This is a genomic window from Blastococcus sp. SYSU D00868 (genome assembly GCF_054050575.1).
This window is the reverse complement of the sequence record NZ_JBJGZO010000038.1, coordinates 1-14,130: the sequence shown is the minus strand read 5'-3', so window position 1 is coordinate 14,130 and position 14,130 is coordinate 1. Positions and strand designations below refer to the sequence as shown.

Annotated in this window: 14 protein-coding genes; 11 read left to right on the top strand and 3 right to left on the bottom strand. The window is 74.1% G+C overall.

The window, feature by feature from the left end:
• Window positions 1-66 precede the first annotated feature (66 nt).
• The 7 genes from ACI79F_RS21975 (at window position 67) to ACI79F_RS21945 (ending at window position 7,556) form a co-directional block, all read left to right on the top strand.
• On the top strand, window positions 67-1,134 hold the full coding sequence (locus tag ACI79F_RS21975) for an FAD-binding oxidoreductase (RefSeq protein WP_456545060.1): 1,068 nt from the start codon (window positions 67-69) through the stop codon (window positions 1,132-1,134).
• Window positions 1,135-1,136: 2 nt separating this feature from the next.
• Window positions 1,137-2,351 carry a hypothetical protein gene (locus ACI79F_RS21970; RefSeq protein ID WP_456545061.1) on the top strand — a complete coding sequence of 405 codons (1,215 nt, stop codon included), beginning with the start codon at window positions 1,137-1,139 and terminating at the stop codon, window positions 2,349-2,351.
• Window positions 2,348-2,752: a propane 2-monooxygenase effector subunit MimD gene (gene mimD, locus ACI79F_RS21965; protein ID WP_456545062.1), complete on the top strand. Its 405-nt coding sequence runs from the start codon at window positions 2,348-2,350 to the stop codon at window positions 2,750-2,752. The genes ACI79F_RS21970 and mimD overlap by 4 nt, the downstream gene beginning before the upstream one ends.
• A gap of 135 nt (window positions 2,753-2,887) precedes the next feature.
• Window positions 2,888-4,573, top strand: a complete 1,686-nt coding sequence (gene groL, locus ACI79F_RS21960; RefSeq protein WP_456545063.1) for a chaperonin GroEL — start codon at window positions 2,888-2,890, stop codon at window positions 4,571-4,573.
• Window positions 4,574-4,691: 118 nt separating this feature from the next.
• Entirely contained in the window at window positions 4,692-5,717 is a 1,026-nt protein-coding gene (locus tag ACI79F_RS21955) for an NAD(P)-dependent alcohol dehydrogenase (RefSeq protein ID WP_456545064.1), read from the top strand.
• A 64-nt stretch (window positions 5,718-5,781) separates the two neighbouring features.
• Window positions 5,782-6,855 (top strand): amidohydrolase family protein, encoded by a 1,074-nt coding sequence (locus tag ACI79F_RS21950; RefSeq protein WP_456545065.1) that lies wholly within the window; start codon window positions 5,782-5,784, stop codon window positions 6,853-6,855.
• Window positions 6,852-7,556: an iron-sulfur cluster assembly protein gene (locus ACI79F_RS21945; protein ID WP_456545066.1), complete on the top strand. Its 705-nt coding sequence runs from the start codon at window positions 6,852-6,854 to the stop codon at window positions 7,554-7,556. The genes ACI79F_RS21950 and ACI79F_RS21945 overlap by 4 nt, the downstream gene beginning before the upstream one ends.
• A gap of 71 nt (window positions 7,557-7,627) precedes the next feature.
• On the opposite strand, the gene ACI79F_RS21940 is transcribed toward ACI79F_RS21945, so the two are convergent.
• Complete coding sequence (locus ACI79F_RS21940) at window positions 7,628-8,335, bottom strand: class I SAM-dependent methyltransferase (RefSeq protein WP_456545067.1); 708 nt, start codon at window positions 8,333-8,335, stop codon at window positions 7,628-7,630.
• 35 nt (window positions 8,336-8,370) lie between these two features.
• On the opposite strand from ACI79F_RS21940, the gene ACI79F_RS21935 reads away from it, so the two are divergent.
• Window positions 8,371-9,630, top strand: coding sequence for an Nramp family divalent metal transporter (locus ACI79F_RS21935; RefSeq protein ID WP_456545129.1), 1,260 nt, complete (start codon window positions 8,371-8,373; stop codon window positions 9,628-9,630).
• Between the two features lie 109 nt (window positions 9,631-9,739).
• On the top strand, window positions 9,740-11,176 hold the full coding sequence (locus ACI79F_RS21930) for a diguanylate cyclase domain-containing protein (protein WP_456545068.1): 1,437 nt from the start codon (window positions 9,740-9,742) through the stop codon (window positions 11,174-11,176).
• 21 nt (window positions 11,177-11,197) lie between these two features.
• On the opposite strand, the gene ACI79F_RS21925 is transcribed toward ACI79F_RS21930, so the two are convergent.
• Window positions 11,198-11,761 carry a TetR/AcrR family transcriptional regulator gene (locus tag ACI79F_RS21925; protein ID WP_456545069.1) on the bottom strand — a complete coding sequence of 188 codons (564 nt, stop codon included), beginning with the start codon at window positions 11,759-11,761 and terminating at the stop codon, window positions 11,198-11,200.
• 79 nt (window positions 11,762-11,840) lie between these two features.
• Between ACI79F_RS21925 and ACI79F_RS21920 the strand changes: the two genes are divergently transcribed.
• Complete coding sequence (locus tag ACI79F_RS21920; protein ID WP_456545070.1) at window positions 11,841-12,230, top strand: antibiotic biosynthesis monooxygenase family protein; 390 nt, start codon at window positions 11,841-11,843, stop codon at window positions 12,228-12,230.
• Between the two features lie 122 nt (window positions 12,231-12,352).
• A complete protein-coding gene (locus ACI79F_RS21915) occupies window positions 12,353-13,102 on the top strand; it encodes a MerR family transcriptional regulator (protein ID WP_456578944.1) in 750 nt (249 codons plus the stop codon).
• A gap of 70 nt (window positions 13,103-13,172) precedes the next feature.
• Here the strand turns inward: ACI79F_RS21915 and ACI79F_RS21910 are convergent, their stop codons facing one another.
• Window positions 13,173-13,967: a methyltransferase domain-containing protein gene (locus ACI79F_RS21910; RefSeq protein ID WP_456545072.1), complete on the bottom strand. Its 795-nt coding sequence runs from the start codon at window positions 13,965-13,967 to the stop codon at window positions 13,173-13,175.
• Window positions 13,968-14,130: the final 163 nt, after the last annotated feature.

The following is a 14,130-nucleotide window of genomic DNA, read 5'->3' as shown; positions in this document are numbered from 1 at the left end:
GCTCGGGACGAGCCTCGGGACGGGGCCGCCCGTTCTCGACCCATCGACGCCGTCGCAGGAGTGGCCATGGGGGACAAGCACGTCATCCGGTTCGAGCCGGTCGGCATCGAGATCGAGGTCGACTCCGAGCAGACCGTCCTGCGGGCCGCCGCCGAGCAGGGCGTCTCGCTGATGCACGGCTGCAAGGAGGGCCAGTGCGCCTCCTGCAAGTCGTTCCTGCTGGAGGGGGAGGACGTCGAGCTGGACAGCTACTCGACGTTCGCGCTCCCCGACTTCGAGAGGGAGGAGGGACAGACGCTCCTCTGCCGGCTGCACGCCTACGAGGACCTGGTGATCGAGCTCCTCAACTACGACGAGGAGATGATCGCCTCGGGCCTGCCCCTGCGGAGGGGCACGGTCGAGGTCCTCGCCAACGAGCCGGTCACGCACGACATGCGGCACCTGGTCGTGAAGCTGGTCGAGCCCGAGGAGATCAAGTTCTTCCCGGGCCAGTACATGGACTTCCGGGTGCCCGGCCACACGGCGACGCGCTCGTTCTCGATGGCGAACACCCCGAACCGGGAGGGGGTCTTCGAGTTCGTCATCAAGGTCTACCCCGGCGGGCTGTTCTCCGAGCACCTGGCGGAGCGGCTCGCGGTGGGCGACCGGCTGCAGGTGGAGGCGCCGTTCGGCGCGTTCCGGCTGCGGGAGAGCAGCACGGCGGCGCTGCTGTTCCTCGGGGGCGGGGCGGGCATCGCCCCGCTCCTGGCGCTGCTGCGATCGATGGCCGAGCGGGGCCTGGACCGCCCGGTCACCTTCTACTACGGCGCGCGCAGCCGCCGCGACCTCTGCTTCGAGGCCGAGATCGGCAAGCTGCAGGAGCAACTGCCGGCCCTGACCTTCGTCCCCGCGCTGTCGGAGCCGGCCGCCGGCGACGACTGGGACGGCGAGACGGGCCTGATCACCGACGTCGTCGCACGCCGGGAGACCGCGCTGCGGGGCGAGAACGCGCTGAAGGGCGTGGACGCCTACGTCTGCGGCCCCCCACCGATGGTCGAGGCGGCGCTCGTCGCGCTGCCCCGGCTCGGGGTCGCCGAGAACTCCATCTTCTACGACAAGTTCACCACCACCGGTGAGCCGGAAGGCGAGGACTGACCATGACCACGACCGAGCCCCGCGTCGCCGAGGTGCCGGCGCGCCCAGAACGGAGCGTCCCCAAGCCGGTCTTCACCGACGCCGAGGCCGGCGCCAAGGAGTTCCCCGACTCCGCGCCCAGCGCCCGGCGGTACAACTACTACGTCCCGGCGAAGCGCAAGCAGACCCACTACGAGGACGTCACGGTCGAGGTCCAGCCCGACCCGAGGCACTACCTGTCGCAGGGCTGGATCTACGGCTTCTCCGACGGCGTGGGCGGCTACCCCCTCACCTGGACCCGGCTCAAGGCCTGGGGCGTCGACGACCCGCCGCCGGTGCGCGGCGTCGGCACCGGGGGTGGCGGCAAGGGGCTGAACTGGCCGGCGCACGGCTGGCACGAGTTCCGCGACCCCAACGAGGAGTGGGAACAGACGATCTACCGGTACAACGCCAACGTCGTCCGGCAGGTCAACCAGAACGTCGAGAACGCCCGCAACGCCAAGGCGTTCGACCAGTGGACCCGCAACTGGGTGACCTTCGTCGAGCGCAGCGTCGGCGCCTGGATGCACGTCGAGCACATCCTCGGCCTGTACGTCTTCGCCGCGAACGAGCGCTCGGGCCCGACGAACATGCACAACACCGCGATGGCGGTGAACAGCGCGCACAAGATCCGGTTCGCCCAGGACCTGGCCCTCTACAACCTGACCCTCACCGAGGAGATCGAGGGCTTCGACGGCACCGCGCACCTCGCGGCCTGGAACTCCGACCCGGAGTGGCAGGGGGTCCGGGAGGTCACCGAGGCGCTCACGGCGATCGAGGACGACTGGGGCGAGGCCATCTTCGCCGCCAACATCGTGTTCGAGCCGCTGGTCGGGGAGCTGTTCCGCAGCGGGCTGGTCATGCAGGCCGCCCCGGGCAACGGCGACTTCGTCACCCCCACCGTCGTCGGCGCCGGCGAGTACGACTACGCCCAGCGGGACCTGCGCTGGAGCCTGGTCTGCTTCGGCCCGCTGGTGCACGACCGCGAGTTCGCCGACCACAACCGGCAGCTGATGCAGGGCTGGCTGGCGCACTGGGTGCCGCGCTGCCTGGCCGCGGCCCGCACCCTGCAGCCGCTGTGGTCGCAGCCGGACTCGCTGCCGCCGCGGTTCGAGGACGCCCTCGACCGCGCCAAGAACCGCTTCGCCGGGATCCTCTCCGACCTCGGCCTCGACGTCCCGAAGGAGCTGGCCCAGTGAGCACCACGGCAACGACCGAGTTCGGCGCCGTCAACAAGACGTCGTCCAACCGCGCCGGCATCACGCTCATGAACGACCAGGTGGGCCACGTGATCGCCGAGGTCATGAAGGACAAGGCCGGGGTCACCGTGACCTACCTGCCCTCGATGATCCGCGTCGACGCCGTGGACCGGGTGGTCTTCGACTACGACGAGCTCGCCGAGGCCCTCGGCGAGGAGCCCGGCTCGTTCACCTCGGCCGACCTCGAGGAGAGCATGTCGACCCACTACGGGCGCATGGTGCACGAGGACGGCTCGACGATCATGTTCGCCAACCCCGAGGACGCCGCCGAGTACCTGGGCTTCGACCTCACCCCGGCCGTGACCAGCGACATCCCCGCCGCCCGGGCCTCGACCGACTGATCCCTCCCCCGCGGGCCGCCGGGCGGGTCCTCTCCCGCCCGGCGGCCCGTCGTCCCTCGGCCCCGGCGATCGGCGCCCGGGCCGGTCCCACCCGCGCACGAGACCGTCCCCACCCGCGGATCCAGGAGGACCCCCATGGCCAAGGAACTGAGGTTCGGCGCCGACGCGCGCCGGCTGCTGCAGGTCGGCGTCGAGCAGCTCGCCGCCGCGGTGAAGACGACGCTGGGCCCCAAGGGCCGCAACGTCGTCCTGGAGCGGCTGACCGGCTCGCCCGAGGTGACCAACGACGGCGTGACCATCGCCCGCGAGATCCACCTCAAGAACCCGTTCGAGGACATGGGCGCCCAGCTGGTCAAGGAGGCGGCCATCAAGACCAACGACACCGTCGGCGACGGGACGACGACGGCGATCGTGCTCGCCGAGGCGATCGTGCGCGAGGGCATGGCCGCGATCGCCAACGGCGGCAACCCGGTGCTGGTCAAGCGCGGCATCGACCTGGCCGTCGGCCGGCTCGTCGAGCACCTGGCCGGCGTGGCCCACCCGATGGAGACCGAGGACGACTTCCGCCGGGTCGCGGCGATCTCGGCCAACGACGACCCGCTGATCGGCGACGTCGTCGCCCGCGCCCTCTACGCCGTCGGCCAGGGCGGGGTGGTCACGGTCGAGGACTCCCCCGTGCTCGGCATCGGCGTCGACTTCGTCGAGGACTTCGAGTTCGACAACGGCTACGTCTCGCCGTACATGGTGACCGACCCGGGGAAGCTGGAGGCCGTCCTCGAGGACGCCTACGTGCTGCTCACCGCGCACAAGATCACCAGCGTGCAGCAGCTCATGCCGGTGCTGGACAGCATCATGCGCGACCCGCGCCCGCTGGTGATCGTCGCCGAGGCGGTCGAGGGCACCGCCCTGCAGATGCTGGTGCACAACCACGTCAACGGGCTGTTCCGGTGCGTCGCGGTGCAGGCGCCCGGCTTCGGCGCCAAGCGGGTGCACATGCTCGAGGACATCGCCGCGCTGACCGGCGGCCGCGTGCACTCCCGGGAGTCCTCGTTCGGCCTCGAGCAGATGACCACCGCGCACCTCGGCCGCGCCGCGCAGGTCCGGGTGACCAGCGAGCACACCACGATCATCGGCGGCGGCGGGGACGAGGCCGCCCGCGAGCTGCGGCTGACCCAGCTGCGGGCCGAGCTGGCCCGGGCCACCATCGGCACCGACGAGGACTTCCTCTCCGAGCGGATCGCCCGGCTCTCCGGCAAGGCGGCGATCATCCGGGTCGGCGCGCCGACCAACGCCGAGGCCAAGGAGATCCGCCACCGCGTCGACGACTCGCTGCAGGCCACCCGGGCCGCCATGGCCGAGGGCATCGTCGCCGGCGGCGGGGCGGCGCTGCTGCACGCCGAGCCGGCGCTCGACGACCTCGACGTGACCGGCGACTACCGCATCGGGGTGGAGATCGTGCGCGGGGCGCTGTCCGGGCCCGCGCACCTGATCGCCTCCAACGCCGGCCACGACGGCCAGGACGTGGTCAAGCAGGTCAGCACGATGGCCGTGGACGAGGGCTTCGACGCCCTGGCCGAGCGGTTCGGCGACATGGTCGAGCTGGGCGTGATCGACCCGCTGCGGGTGGTCCGGTCGGCGCTGCAGAACGGCGCCTCGGTGGCGGGCCTGGTGCTCACCACCGACTCGCTGGTGGCCGAGGAGGTCACCCCCTGGAACAAGGCACTGATGACCGAGTTCGGCCCGCTCGACGAGGGGCTGCCGCAGCCCTCGCCGGACGCCAGCACGCCGCAGTCGCTGGGCCTCGGCCCGATGGTCGGCTGAGCACCGGAGGACGGCGGACCGCCGCCCGGGGCGGTGTCTCAGATTGAGACACCCGCCCCGGCGGCCGGTCCCTAGGTTCCGAACCAGGCAGTCCCGCCCCAGCGAGGAGGCACCCGGCATGCGCGCTGTCCGCGTCCACGCGTACCACTCCGACCCCAGCGTCGACGACATCGCCGAGCCGAAGCTGCAGGGGCCGCTCGACGTCATCGTGAAGGTGGGCGGCGCCGGGGTCTGCCGGACCGACCTGCACATCATCGAGGGCCAGTGGGACGGCATCCAGCACCCGCGGCTGCCCTACGTGATCGGGCACGAGAACGCCGGCTGGGTGCACGAGGTGGGCGAGGGCGTCACCAACGTCGCGGTCGGCGACACGGTGATCCTGCACCCGCAGCCCGCCTGCGGCCTCTGCCTGGCCTGCCGCCGCGGCGACGACATGCACTGCGAGGCCGCCTTCTTCCCCGGCCTGTCGGACAACGACGGCGGGATGGCCGAGTACCTGCGCACCACCGCCCGGGCCTGCGTCAAGCTCGACCCGTCCACCCAGCCGGCGGACGTCGCGGCGCTCGCCGACGCCGGGATCACCGCCTACCACGCCGTCCGCAAGGCCGTCCCGCTGCTGCCGCCGGGGACGACCGCCGTCGTGCAGGGCGCCGGCGGGCTCGGGCACATCGGCATCCAGTGCCTGAAGGCGCTGACCGCGACCCGGGTCGTCGTCGTCGACCGCAACCCCGACGCGCTGCGGCTGGCCACCGAGATCGGCGCCGACGAGACGGTCGTCGCCGACGGCGACCAGGTGGCCGCCGTGCAGGACCTCACCGGCGGCGGCGCGACGGTGGTACTCGACTTCGTGGCCGAGCAGGGCGCCGAGAACGACGCCTGGCAGATGACCGGGGCGGGCGGCTCGCTGTTCGTGATCGGCTACGGCGGCGAGCTGCGCATCCCGACGCTGGACTTCGTCGCCGGCGAGAAGAACGTCGTCGGCAACATCGTCGGCACCTACACCGACCTGGCCGAGCTGATGGTCCTCGCCCAGGCCGGCCGGGTCACGCTGCACACCCAGAAGTACCCGCTGGACCAGGCCGTGCAGGCCCTCCACGACCTCGACGCCGGGACGGTGCGCGGCCGGGCCATCCTCGTGCCCTGACCGCTCCCGACCGCCGCACCCACGCACGGACCCATCCGCAGAACGACGGGAGAGGTGCCCGCTCATGTACGAGAAGGACGGGGAGAAGTACTTCGTCGTCGACAGCCACATGCACTTCTGGGACGCCAGCCGGGAGAACTGGGTGCAGGGCCGCGAGGACCTGGCCAAGGGGTGGATCGACTGCTTCTACGGCTACCACAAGCTGGCTCCGCCGGAGACCCACTGGGACTGGGAGAAGTACCTGAAGGTCTCCGAGGACCAGCTGATGCGCGACGTCTTCGAGGAGGGCCACGTCGACAAGGCCGTCTTCCAGTCCACCTACCTCAAGTACTGGTACGCCGACGGCTTCAACACCGTCGAGCAGAACGGCTCGCTGCTGGAGAAGCACCCGGACAAGTTCGTCGTCAACGGCCGGTGGGACCCCCGGGACGGCGACGCCGGGCTGCGCCAGCTCGAGGAGGACGCCAGGCGCTGGAACCTCAAGGGCGTCAAGCTCTACACCGCCGAGTGGCACGAGGACGGCTCCCGCGGCTGGAAGCTGACCGACCGCGAGTCCTACCGGTTCCTGGAGAAGTGCCAGGAGCTCGGCATCACCAACATCCACGCCCACAAGGGCCCGACGATCTGGCCGCTGGACAAGGACGCGTTCTCGATGGAGGACGTCGACCGGACCGCCACCGACTTCCCGGGCCTGAACTTCATCATCGAGCACGCGGGCATCCCGCGGATCGACGACTTCGCCTACATGGCCGTCCAGGAGCCCAACGTCTACGCCGGCCTGTCCGTCGTCATCGGCGGGCACATGCACGCCCGCCCGAAGACCTTCGCCCGGTTCATGGGGGAGCTGCTCTTCTGGGTCGGCGAGGACCGGCTGACCTTCGGCAGCGACTACAACATCTGGACGCCGAAGTGGCAGGTCGAGGGCTTCGTGGACTGGCAGATGCCCGACGACGAGGCGTTCAGCGACTACCCCGAGGTGACCACGGCCACCAAGAAGAAGATCCTCGGCCTCAACGCCGCCAAGCTCTACGGCATCGAGGTGCCGGCCGAGTGCCGGCTGCCCGAGGAGCCGGCCATCCCGCAGCAGCGGCCCGGCGAGCAGCTCGCCGAGGAGATCGCCCCCGCGGGGCAGGCGTGACCGCAGGCGGTCCCGCCGACCTGCGGGACGCCGTCTGGCGGGCGCTGGGGACGGTGCTCGACCCCGAGCTCGACGAGCCGATCACGGAGCTGGACTTCGTGGCCTCGTGCACCGTCTCCGGCGACGGGGTCGCCGCGGTCCGGCTGCGGCTGCCCACGTTCTTCTGCGCGCCGAACTTCTCGTTCCTCATGGTCGCCGACGCCCACGACGCGGTGTCGGCGGTCGAGGGGGTGACCCGCGCGGAGATCGCGCTCGAGGACCACCACGCCTCGGCCGAGATCAACCGCGGGGTCGCCGCGCACGCGGGGTTCGTGCAGACGTTCGCGGGCGAGGCCGACGCCGAGCTGGCGGAGCTGCGGCGCTACTTCCTGGAGAAGGCGGTGGTGGCCGGCCAGGACCGGGTGGCCCGGCCGCTGGTGGACGCGGGGGCGGGTCCGGACGACCTGGCCGCGCTGACCCTCGGCGCCTGCCCGCCCTCGCCGGAGCTGGCCCGGCTGCGCAGCCGCCGGGCCACGCTCGGGCTGCCCGCCGGCGACGACGCCCCCCTGCTGATGCACCCCGACGGCAGCCCGGTGGAGACGGCGCAGGTCCCGCTGCACCTGCGCCGGGCCCGGCTGACCCGGGTCGGCATCGAGGCCAACGGCGACATGTGCCGCAGCTTCCTCGCGACGCGCTACCGCGGTGAGGCCGGCACCGGCTGACCCGCTGTCGGCACCGGCCCCCTCCGACACCGGGAGGTACCCCACGCATGTGTCCCGCGGCATCTCCCCGGTCAGGCGGGACGCGCGACCAGGACCCGGAAGAGGTTGTGCAGCCGGTAGCCCCCGGCGGCGGTCCGGTACGGGGCCAGCCGCTCCCGGACGGCGGCGGCCACCGCCGCCGGCCCGGCCCGCCGGGCGGCCGCCCGGCCGACGGCGGAGTCCAGCAGCGGCCCGAGCAGCTCGTCGTCGTCGGCGTAGTCGAAGGGGCAGACCACCTCGTCCAGCCGCTCGACGACGAGGCCGGCGCGGACGGCCAGCGCCGCCAGCTCCGCCGGGCCGGTCGCCGGCGGGGGACGGGACGGTCCCAGCCACGGGGCGAGCGCCTCGCCGAACGCGCGGACGTCGCACTCCTCCGGCAGCCCCCACACCGTGGCCGCCACGACCGCGCCGACGCGGCCGGCCGCCGCCAGCACCGCGACCGGGTCGGGCACGTGGCCGATCAGCTGGACCGCGGCGACGACGTCGAACGGGCCGGGCGGCGGAGCGGCGGCGTCCCCGACGGCGAAGGCCGCCCCGGGCACCGCGGCGGCGGCGCGCGCGACGGCCGCCGGGTCGAGGTCGACGCCGGTCACCCGGGCGCCGCGGGCGGCGGCGGCCCGCGCGAGGGCGCCCGTGCCGCAGCCGAGGTCGAGCACCGTCGTCCCGGCGGCGACGCCGGTGGCGTCCAGGACGGCGGCGTGCAGCGGGGCGCCCCACCCCTCCGGGCCCGGATCGGTCACCCCGGCGAGCGTATCCGCGGGACGGGGGGCCGGTGATGTTCCGGGCCGGGCTCCGCACCCCGGTGCCGCTGCTGCCCACCGGCGGCGACCGGCCGCCCCGCGCGGTCCGCCTCGCGCTGTTCGGCCCGGCGTTCGTCGCGGCGATCGCCTACGTGGACCCGGGCAACTTCGCCACCAACATCGCCGGCGGCGCGTCCTTCGGCTACCTGCTGCTGTGGGTGATCGTCGCGGCGAACGTCATGGCGATGTTCGTGCAGAGCCTGTCGGCCAAGCTCGGGCTGGCCACCGGGATGAACCTGCCCGAGGCGTGCCGGGCGCACTTCCGCCGGCCGGTGGTGCGGGGGCTGTGGGTGCAGGCCGAGCTGGTGGCGATGGCCACCGACCTGGCGGAGGTGATCGGCGGGGCGATCGCGCTCAACCTGCTGTTCGGGCTGCCGCTGCTCACCGGCGGGCTGATCACCGGCGCCGTCGCGTTCGGCCTGCTGGCGCTGCAGGGGCGCGGCGAGCGCCGGTTCCAGGCGGCGATCACCGGCCTGTTCGCGGTCATCCTCATCGGGTTCCTGGTCATGCTGCTGCGCGCGCCGGTCGACCCGGGGGCGGCCGCGAGCGGACTGGTCCCCCGCTTCGACGGCGCCGAGAGCCTGGTGCTGGCCACCGGCATCCTCGGCGCGACGGTCATGCCGCACGCGATCTACCTGCACTCGGCGCTCATCCCGCGCGGCATCGAGCTCGCCTCGGCCCAGCAGCGGCGGGCGGCGCTGCGCGTGCAGCGCGCCGACGTCCTCACCGCGATGGGGCTGGCCGGGCTGGTCAACGCCGCCATGCTGATCATCGCCGCCGCGCTGTTCTCCGGCTCGGACGTGCCCGACACCGACACCCTCGCCGGGGCGCACGCCGGCATCGCGCTGACCCTGGATGACTCCGCGGCCCTGCTGTTCGCCCTCGCCCTGCTCGCCTCCGGGTTCGCCTCCGCCGGGGTCGGGACGTTCGCCGGCCAGGTCGTGATGCAGGGGTTCATCCAGCGGCGGATCCCGCTGCTGGTCCGCCGGGCGCTCACGCTGGCCCCGGCGCTGGTCGTGCTGGCGGTGGGCGTCGACCCGACGGCCGCCCTGGTCGTCTCGCAGGTCGTGCTGTCCTTCGGCATCCCCTTCGCCCTGGTGCCGCTGCTGCTGCTCACCGCCCGCCGGTCGGTCATGGGCGAGCTGGCCAACCGGCCCCGCACGACCGCGATCGCGGCCGTCGTCGCCACGGTGATCATCGCGCTCAACGCCGTCCTGCTGGTGCTGCTGTTCTGAGCCCGGCGGCCCACCCCGCGGGGGGAGACGGTCCCGGCGGCGGTCAAGCCGCGGGCCCCGCGCGCCGATCGCGGACCCGTAGGTCTCGACTCCCGGGAGGGGGCACGGCATGACGTCTCCGGTGCGCCACCCCGCGCGGTGGGCGGCCCTGCTCGACGCGGCCGGGGACTCCGACGTCGACGGCGTGGTGCGGGTGGCCGCGGCCCTGACCGGCCTGTCCTGCGCCACGGTCAACCTGTTCGACGGCACCGTGCAGCGGCAGCTGTCCCCGCACGGCTTCACCGGCGGCACGAGCCCGCTCGAGCACTCCCTGTGCGCCGACCTGCTCGCGGCCGGCGCGACCGTCGCGGTCGCCGACGACCTCTCCCTGCTGGCCCGCTTCGCGCACAACCCCTGGGTCGACGGGCGGCTGGCGCGGGTCCGGGCCTACGGCAGCGCCGCGCTCGTCGCCGACGGCCGGGTGATCGGCAGCCTCTGCGTGTTCGACGAGCGGCCGCACGCCTTCTCCGCCGCCGAGGCCGACCGGCTCACCGACCTCGCCGCCGTCCTGGTGGCCCTGCTCGAGCGCTGCCGCCAGGCCGACGAGCTCGCGGAGCTGGCCACGGCCAGCGAGCTGGCCCGGCAGGAGGTGGAGGCCGCGCACGCGGAGCTGGCCGCCTCCACGGCGTTCACCACCGCGCTGCTGGAGGCGCTGCCGGTGGGCATCGTCGCCGCCGACGCGCGGGGCCGGATCAACCTGTTCAACCGGGTCAGCCGCGCCTGGCACGGCCTCGACGCCGACCCGTCGGTCCCGGTCGACGACGTGCCGGGCACCTTCCGCCTGGTGAGCCCGACCGGCCGGCCGCTGGACGTCAGCGAGATCCCGCTGTTCCGGGTGCTCGCCGAGGGCCGGATCGCGAACGTCCCGATCGCCATCGCCGACCCCGACGACCGGCTGCGCCTGGTCGAGGTCTCCGGGGAGCCGATCCACGCCGCCGACGGCACCCTGCTCGGCGCGGTCGTCGCCATGGACGACGTCACCGAACGGCGGGCGCTGGAGGAGGAGCTGCGCATGGCCGCGCTGCACGACCCGCTGACCGGCCTGCCCAACCGCACCCTGCTGGTCGACCGGCTCGCGGCGCTGGTCGTCGCGGCCGGGCGCAGCGGGGAGCCGTTCGCCGTCCTGTACTGCGACCTCGACGGCTTCAAGCCGGTCAACGACGTCGCCGGCCACGCCACCGGCGACATCGTGCTGCGCAAGGCGGCCCGCCGGCTGCGCGCCGCGGTCCGGCCCGGGGACACCGTGGGCCGGATCGGCGGCGACGAGTTCGTGCTGCTCTGCCCCGGGCTGCGCGACGAGCTGGCCGCCCGGGACGTCGCCGACCGGGTCACCGCGTCCTTCGCCGAGCCGCTGGCGCTGGCGAACGGCACCCGCCACGAGGTCGGCATCAGCGTCGGCGCGGTGCTGTGCGACGCCACCGACACCCCGCTGACGGCGCTGGCCCGGGCCGACGCCGCGATGTACCGGGTCAAGGCCGCCCGCCGCGCCGCCCCGGCCGCGCGCTGACCCGGCCGCCGACAGCCCGCGTCAGCCCTCGCCGATCCCCCGCACCCGCGCCAGCCGGCCGGCCAGCGCCCGCACCACCGCGTCGAGGTCGGAGCCGTCCTCGGGCGCCCCGGCGCGCAGCGCGACCGCGCCGTGCAGCGCCGTCCACAGCAGGGCCGCGTCGGCGGCCGGGTCGGTGCTGTCCGAGCGGCCGGCGGCCACGCACGCGGCCACCCCGTCGACCAGGACGGCGAACGCCTCGCCGCCGCGCCCCCGGCGCGGCCCGAACATCGCCCGGTAGCGGGCCGGCGCGGCCAGGCCCGCCTCGACGTAGGCCCGGCAGCCGGCGACCAGCCGCTCCCCCGGGTCCTCCAGCGGCGCGACCGCCCGCTCGATGGTGGCGCGCAGCCGGTCGAAGCCCTCGTCGACCACCGCGTCGAGCAGCGCCTCGAGGTCGGGGAAGTGCCCGTACACGGCGGGTGCGCTGACCCCGGCCTCGCGGGCCACGGCGCGCAGGGTGACCGCCTCGACCGCGCCGGTCCGCTCGAGCAGGGCCGCCGCGGCCCGCACCAGCTCGCCGCGCAGCTGTCCCGGGAGCCTCGCCACGGATCCGACTTTACATGCGTTAAGTCGGCGGTCTACCGTCGCTTTACACCTGTTAAGCGCCGAGCGACCGGAGGGCACCGTGTCCGTCGTCCCCGACCTGCCGTGGACCGCCGCCGACCCGGGGGGCGGGGCCGGCGTCGTCCTCGTGACCCGCCTGCGGCTGCGCCGCCTGCGCGACGTGCCGGCGTTCCTGCGGACGTCGCTGGCGATCCGCCGGCAGGTGATGCGCTCCCCCGGCGCCCGCTCGCTGCAGCTGCGCGCCCAGCCGCTGGCGCGGACGTTCACCACGGTGTCGTGGTGGGACGACGACGCCGCCGTGCGCGCCTTCGCCCGCGCCGAGCCCCACCGCGGGGCCATGCGGGCCTGGCGCGAGCGGCTGACCGGCTTCGACAACGTGACACTGCCCGGCGCCGCGGGCGTCGTGCCGACCGTCGGGTCCGCGGCCCCTCAGGCGCTCGGCGCCGCCTGACCCGCGGCGGCGCCGGCGACCTCCCCCGGCGCACGGCGGCGTGCCGGCCGGTTTCCCGCTTGACCCTGACGCGGCGTCAGGCTGTGCACTGGTCGGCGTCGAAGAGGGGAGGGCCCGTGAACGTGGGCGAGGTCGCTGCGCTGACCGGCGTCACGGTGCGCACGCTGCACCACTACGACCGGATTGGCCTGCTGTCGCCGTCCGGGCGCAGCGCGGCCGGCTACCGGCGGTACTCCGCGGACGACCTGGACCGGCTGCACCAGGTGCTGGTCTACCGCGCGCTCGGGTTCTCCCTGGAGGAGGTCGCGGCCCTGCTGGACGACCCCTCGGTCGATCCCCTGGAGCACCTGCGCCGGCAGCACCGGTTGCTCCTGGACCGGCTCGAGGAGCACCGGCAGCTGCTCGCGGCCGTCGAGAAGGAGATGGAGGCACGGCAGATGGGGATCAGCCTGACGCCGGAGGAGCGGTTCGAGGTGTTCGGCGAGCACGACCCGGCGCGCTACGAGGCCGAGGTGCAGGAGCGCTGGGGCGAGACGGACGCCTACCGGCAGTCGCGGCAGCGCACCCGCGGCTACACCAAGGAGGACTGGCTGCGGATCAAGGCCGAGGGTGAGGCGCTGACGCGGCGGATGGCCGAGGCGCTGCGGGCCGGCGTGGCGCCCGACAGCGCCGCCGCGATGGACCTGGCCGAGGAGCACCGGCAGCAGATCACGCGGGACTTCTACGACTGCCCGCCGGAGATGCACGCCGGCCTCGGGCGGATGTACGTCGAGGACGAGCGGTTCACCGCCACCTACGAGGCGGTCGCGCCCGGGCTGGCGCGGTGGGTGAGCACCGCCGTCCAGGCCAACGCCGCCCGCCGGGCCGGCTGACCCCTCGACGGGATCTGCACAGTCGTCGCCCTCAGCGGCCGATGGTGACGACTGTGCAGATCTCGCGGGCTCACACGCGGATGAGCAGCTCGCCGTGCATCATCCCGAGCCAGCCGTCGTCGGCCTGCGCCCAGCGCCGCCAGGCGGCAGCGAGGTCCTCGAGCTCGTCGCGGGTCGCCAGCCCGTAGGCCACGGCCTGCTCGGCGAAGGACGACGCCGTCGCCCGGCCCGCCCAGGAGGTGCCCCACCACTCCCGCTCGGCCGGGCTCGCGTAGCACCAGGACGACGTCGTGGCGGTGACGTCGCGCAGCCCCGCGGCGTGCGCCCAGGCCAGCAGGCGGCGGCCGGCGTCGGGCTCGGCGTCGTTGGCGCGGGCGACGCCGTAGTAGACCGCCAGCCAGCGGTCCAGGTCGGGGTCGGCGGGGAACCAGGTGAAGGTCGCGTAGTCGACGTCCCGGACGGCGATCACCCCGCCGGGCCGGCAGACGCGGGCCATCTCGCGCAGCGCGGCCACGGGGTCGGTCAGGTGCTGGAGCACCTGGTGGGCGTGGACGACGTCGAAGGAGTCGTCGGGGGCCTCCAGCGCGTACGTGTCCCCGACGGCGAAGGTGACGGCGACGCCCGCCCGCTCGGCCACCGCGCGGGCCTCGCCCAGCGGGTCGGGAGAGACGTCCAGGCCGACCACCCGCCCCGGCGCCACCCGCCGGGCCAGGTCCACGGTGATCGTGCCCGGCCCGCACCCCACGTCGAGCAGGTCGAGCCCCGGTCGCAGGTGCGGCAGCAGGTGGCCGGCGGAGTTCTCGGCGGTCCGCCAGCGGTGGGACTGCAGGACCGGCTCGGCGTGCCCGTGGGTGTAGGTGTCCATGCCGCCGATCATGGCCCGGACATCCCACAGTGCGGAACGGCTATCCCATACATTGAGATGTGACCGATCCGCCCCGTCCGGCTGTCCGGCCTCGGGGCAGCGCGTCCTCCCTCAGCGCAGCGCGTCCTCCCTCACGGTGTGTGGTGAGGGAGGACCCGCCACG

Bases quoted from the DNA above. Each gene is read 5' to 3' on its own strand.
- ACI79F_RS21950 (WP_456545065.1), top strand. From the start codon at position 5,782: ATGTACGAGAAGGACGGGGAGAAGTACTTCGTCGTCGACAGCCACATG.
- ACI79F_RS21975 (WP_456545060.1), top strand. From the start codon at position 67: ATGGGGGACAAGCACGTCATCCGGTTCGAGCCGGTCGGCATCGAGATC.
- ACI79F_RS21955 (WP_456545064.1), top strand. From the start codon at position 4,692: ATGCGCGCTGTCCGCGTCCACGCGTACCACTCCGACCCCAGCGTCGAC.
- ACI79F_RS21970 (WP_456545061.1), top strand. From the start codon at position 1,137: ATGACCACGACCGAGCCCCGCGTCGCCGAGGTGCCGGCGCGCCCAGAA.
- ACI79F_RS21910 (WP_456545072.1), bottom strand. From the start codon at position 13,967: ATGGACACCTACACCCACGGGCACGCCGAGCCGGTCCTGCAGTCCCAC.
- groL (WP_456545063.1), top strand. From the start codon at position 2,888: ATGGCCAAGGAACTGAGGTTCGGCGCCGACGCGCGCCGGCTGCTGCAG.
- ACI79F_RS21930 (WP_456545068.1), top strand. From the start codon at position 9,740: ATGACGTCTCCGGTGCGCCACCCCGCGCGGTGGGCGGCCCTGCTCGAC.
- ACI79F_RS21935 (WP_456545129.1), top strand. From the start codon at position 8,371: ATGTTCCGGGCCGGGCTCCGCACCCCGGTGCCGCTGCTGCCCACCGGC.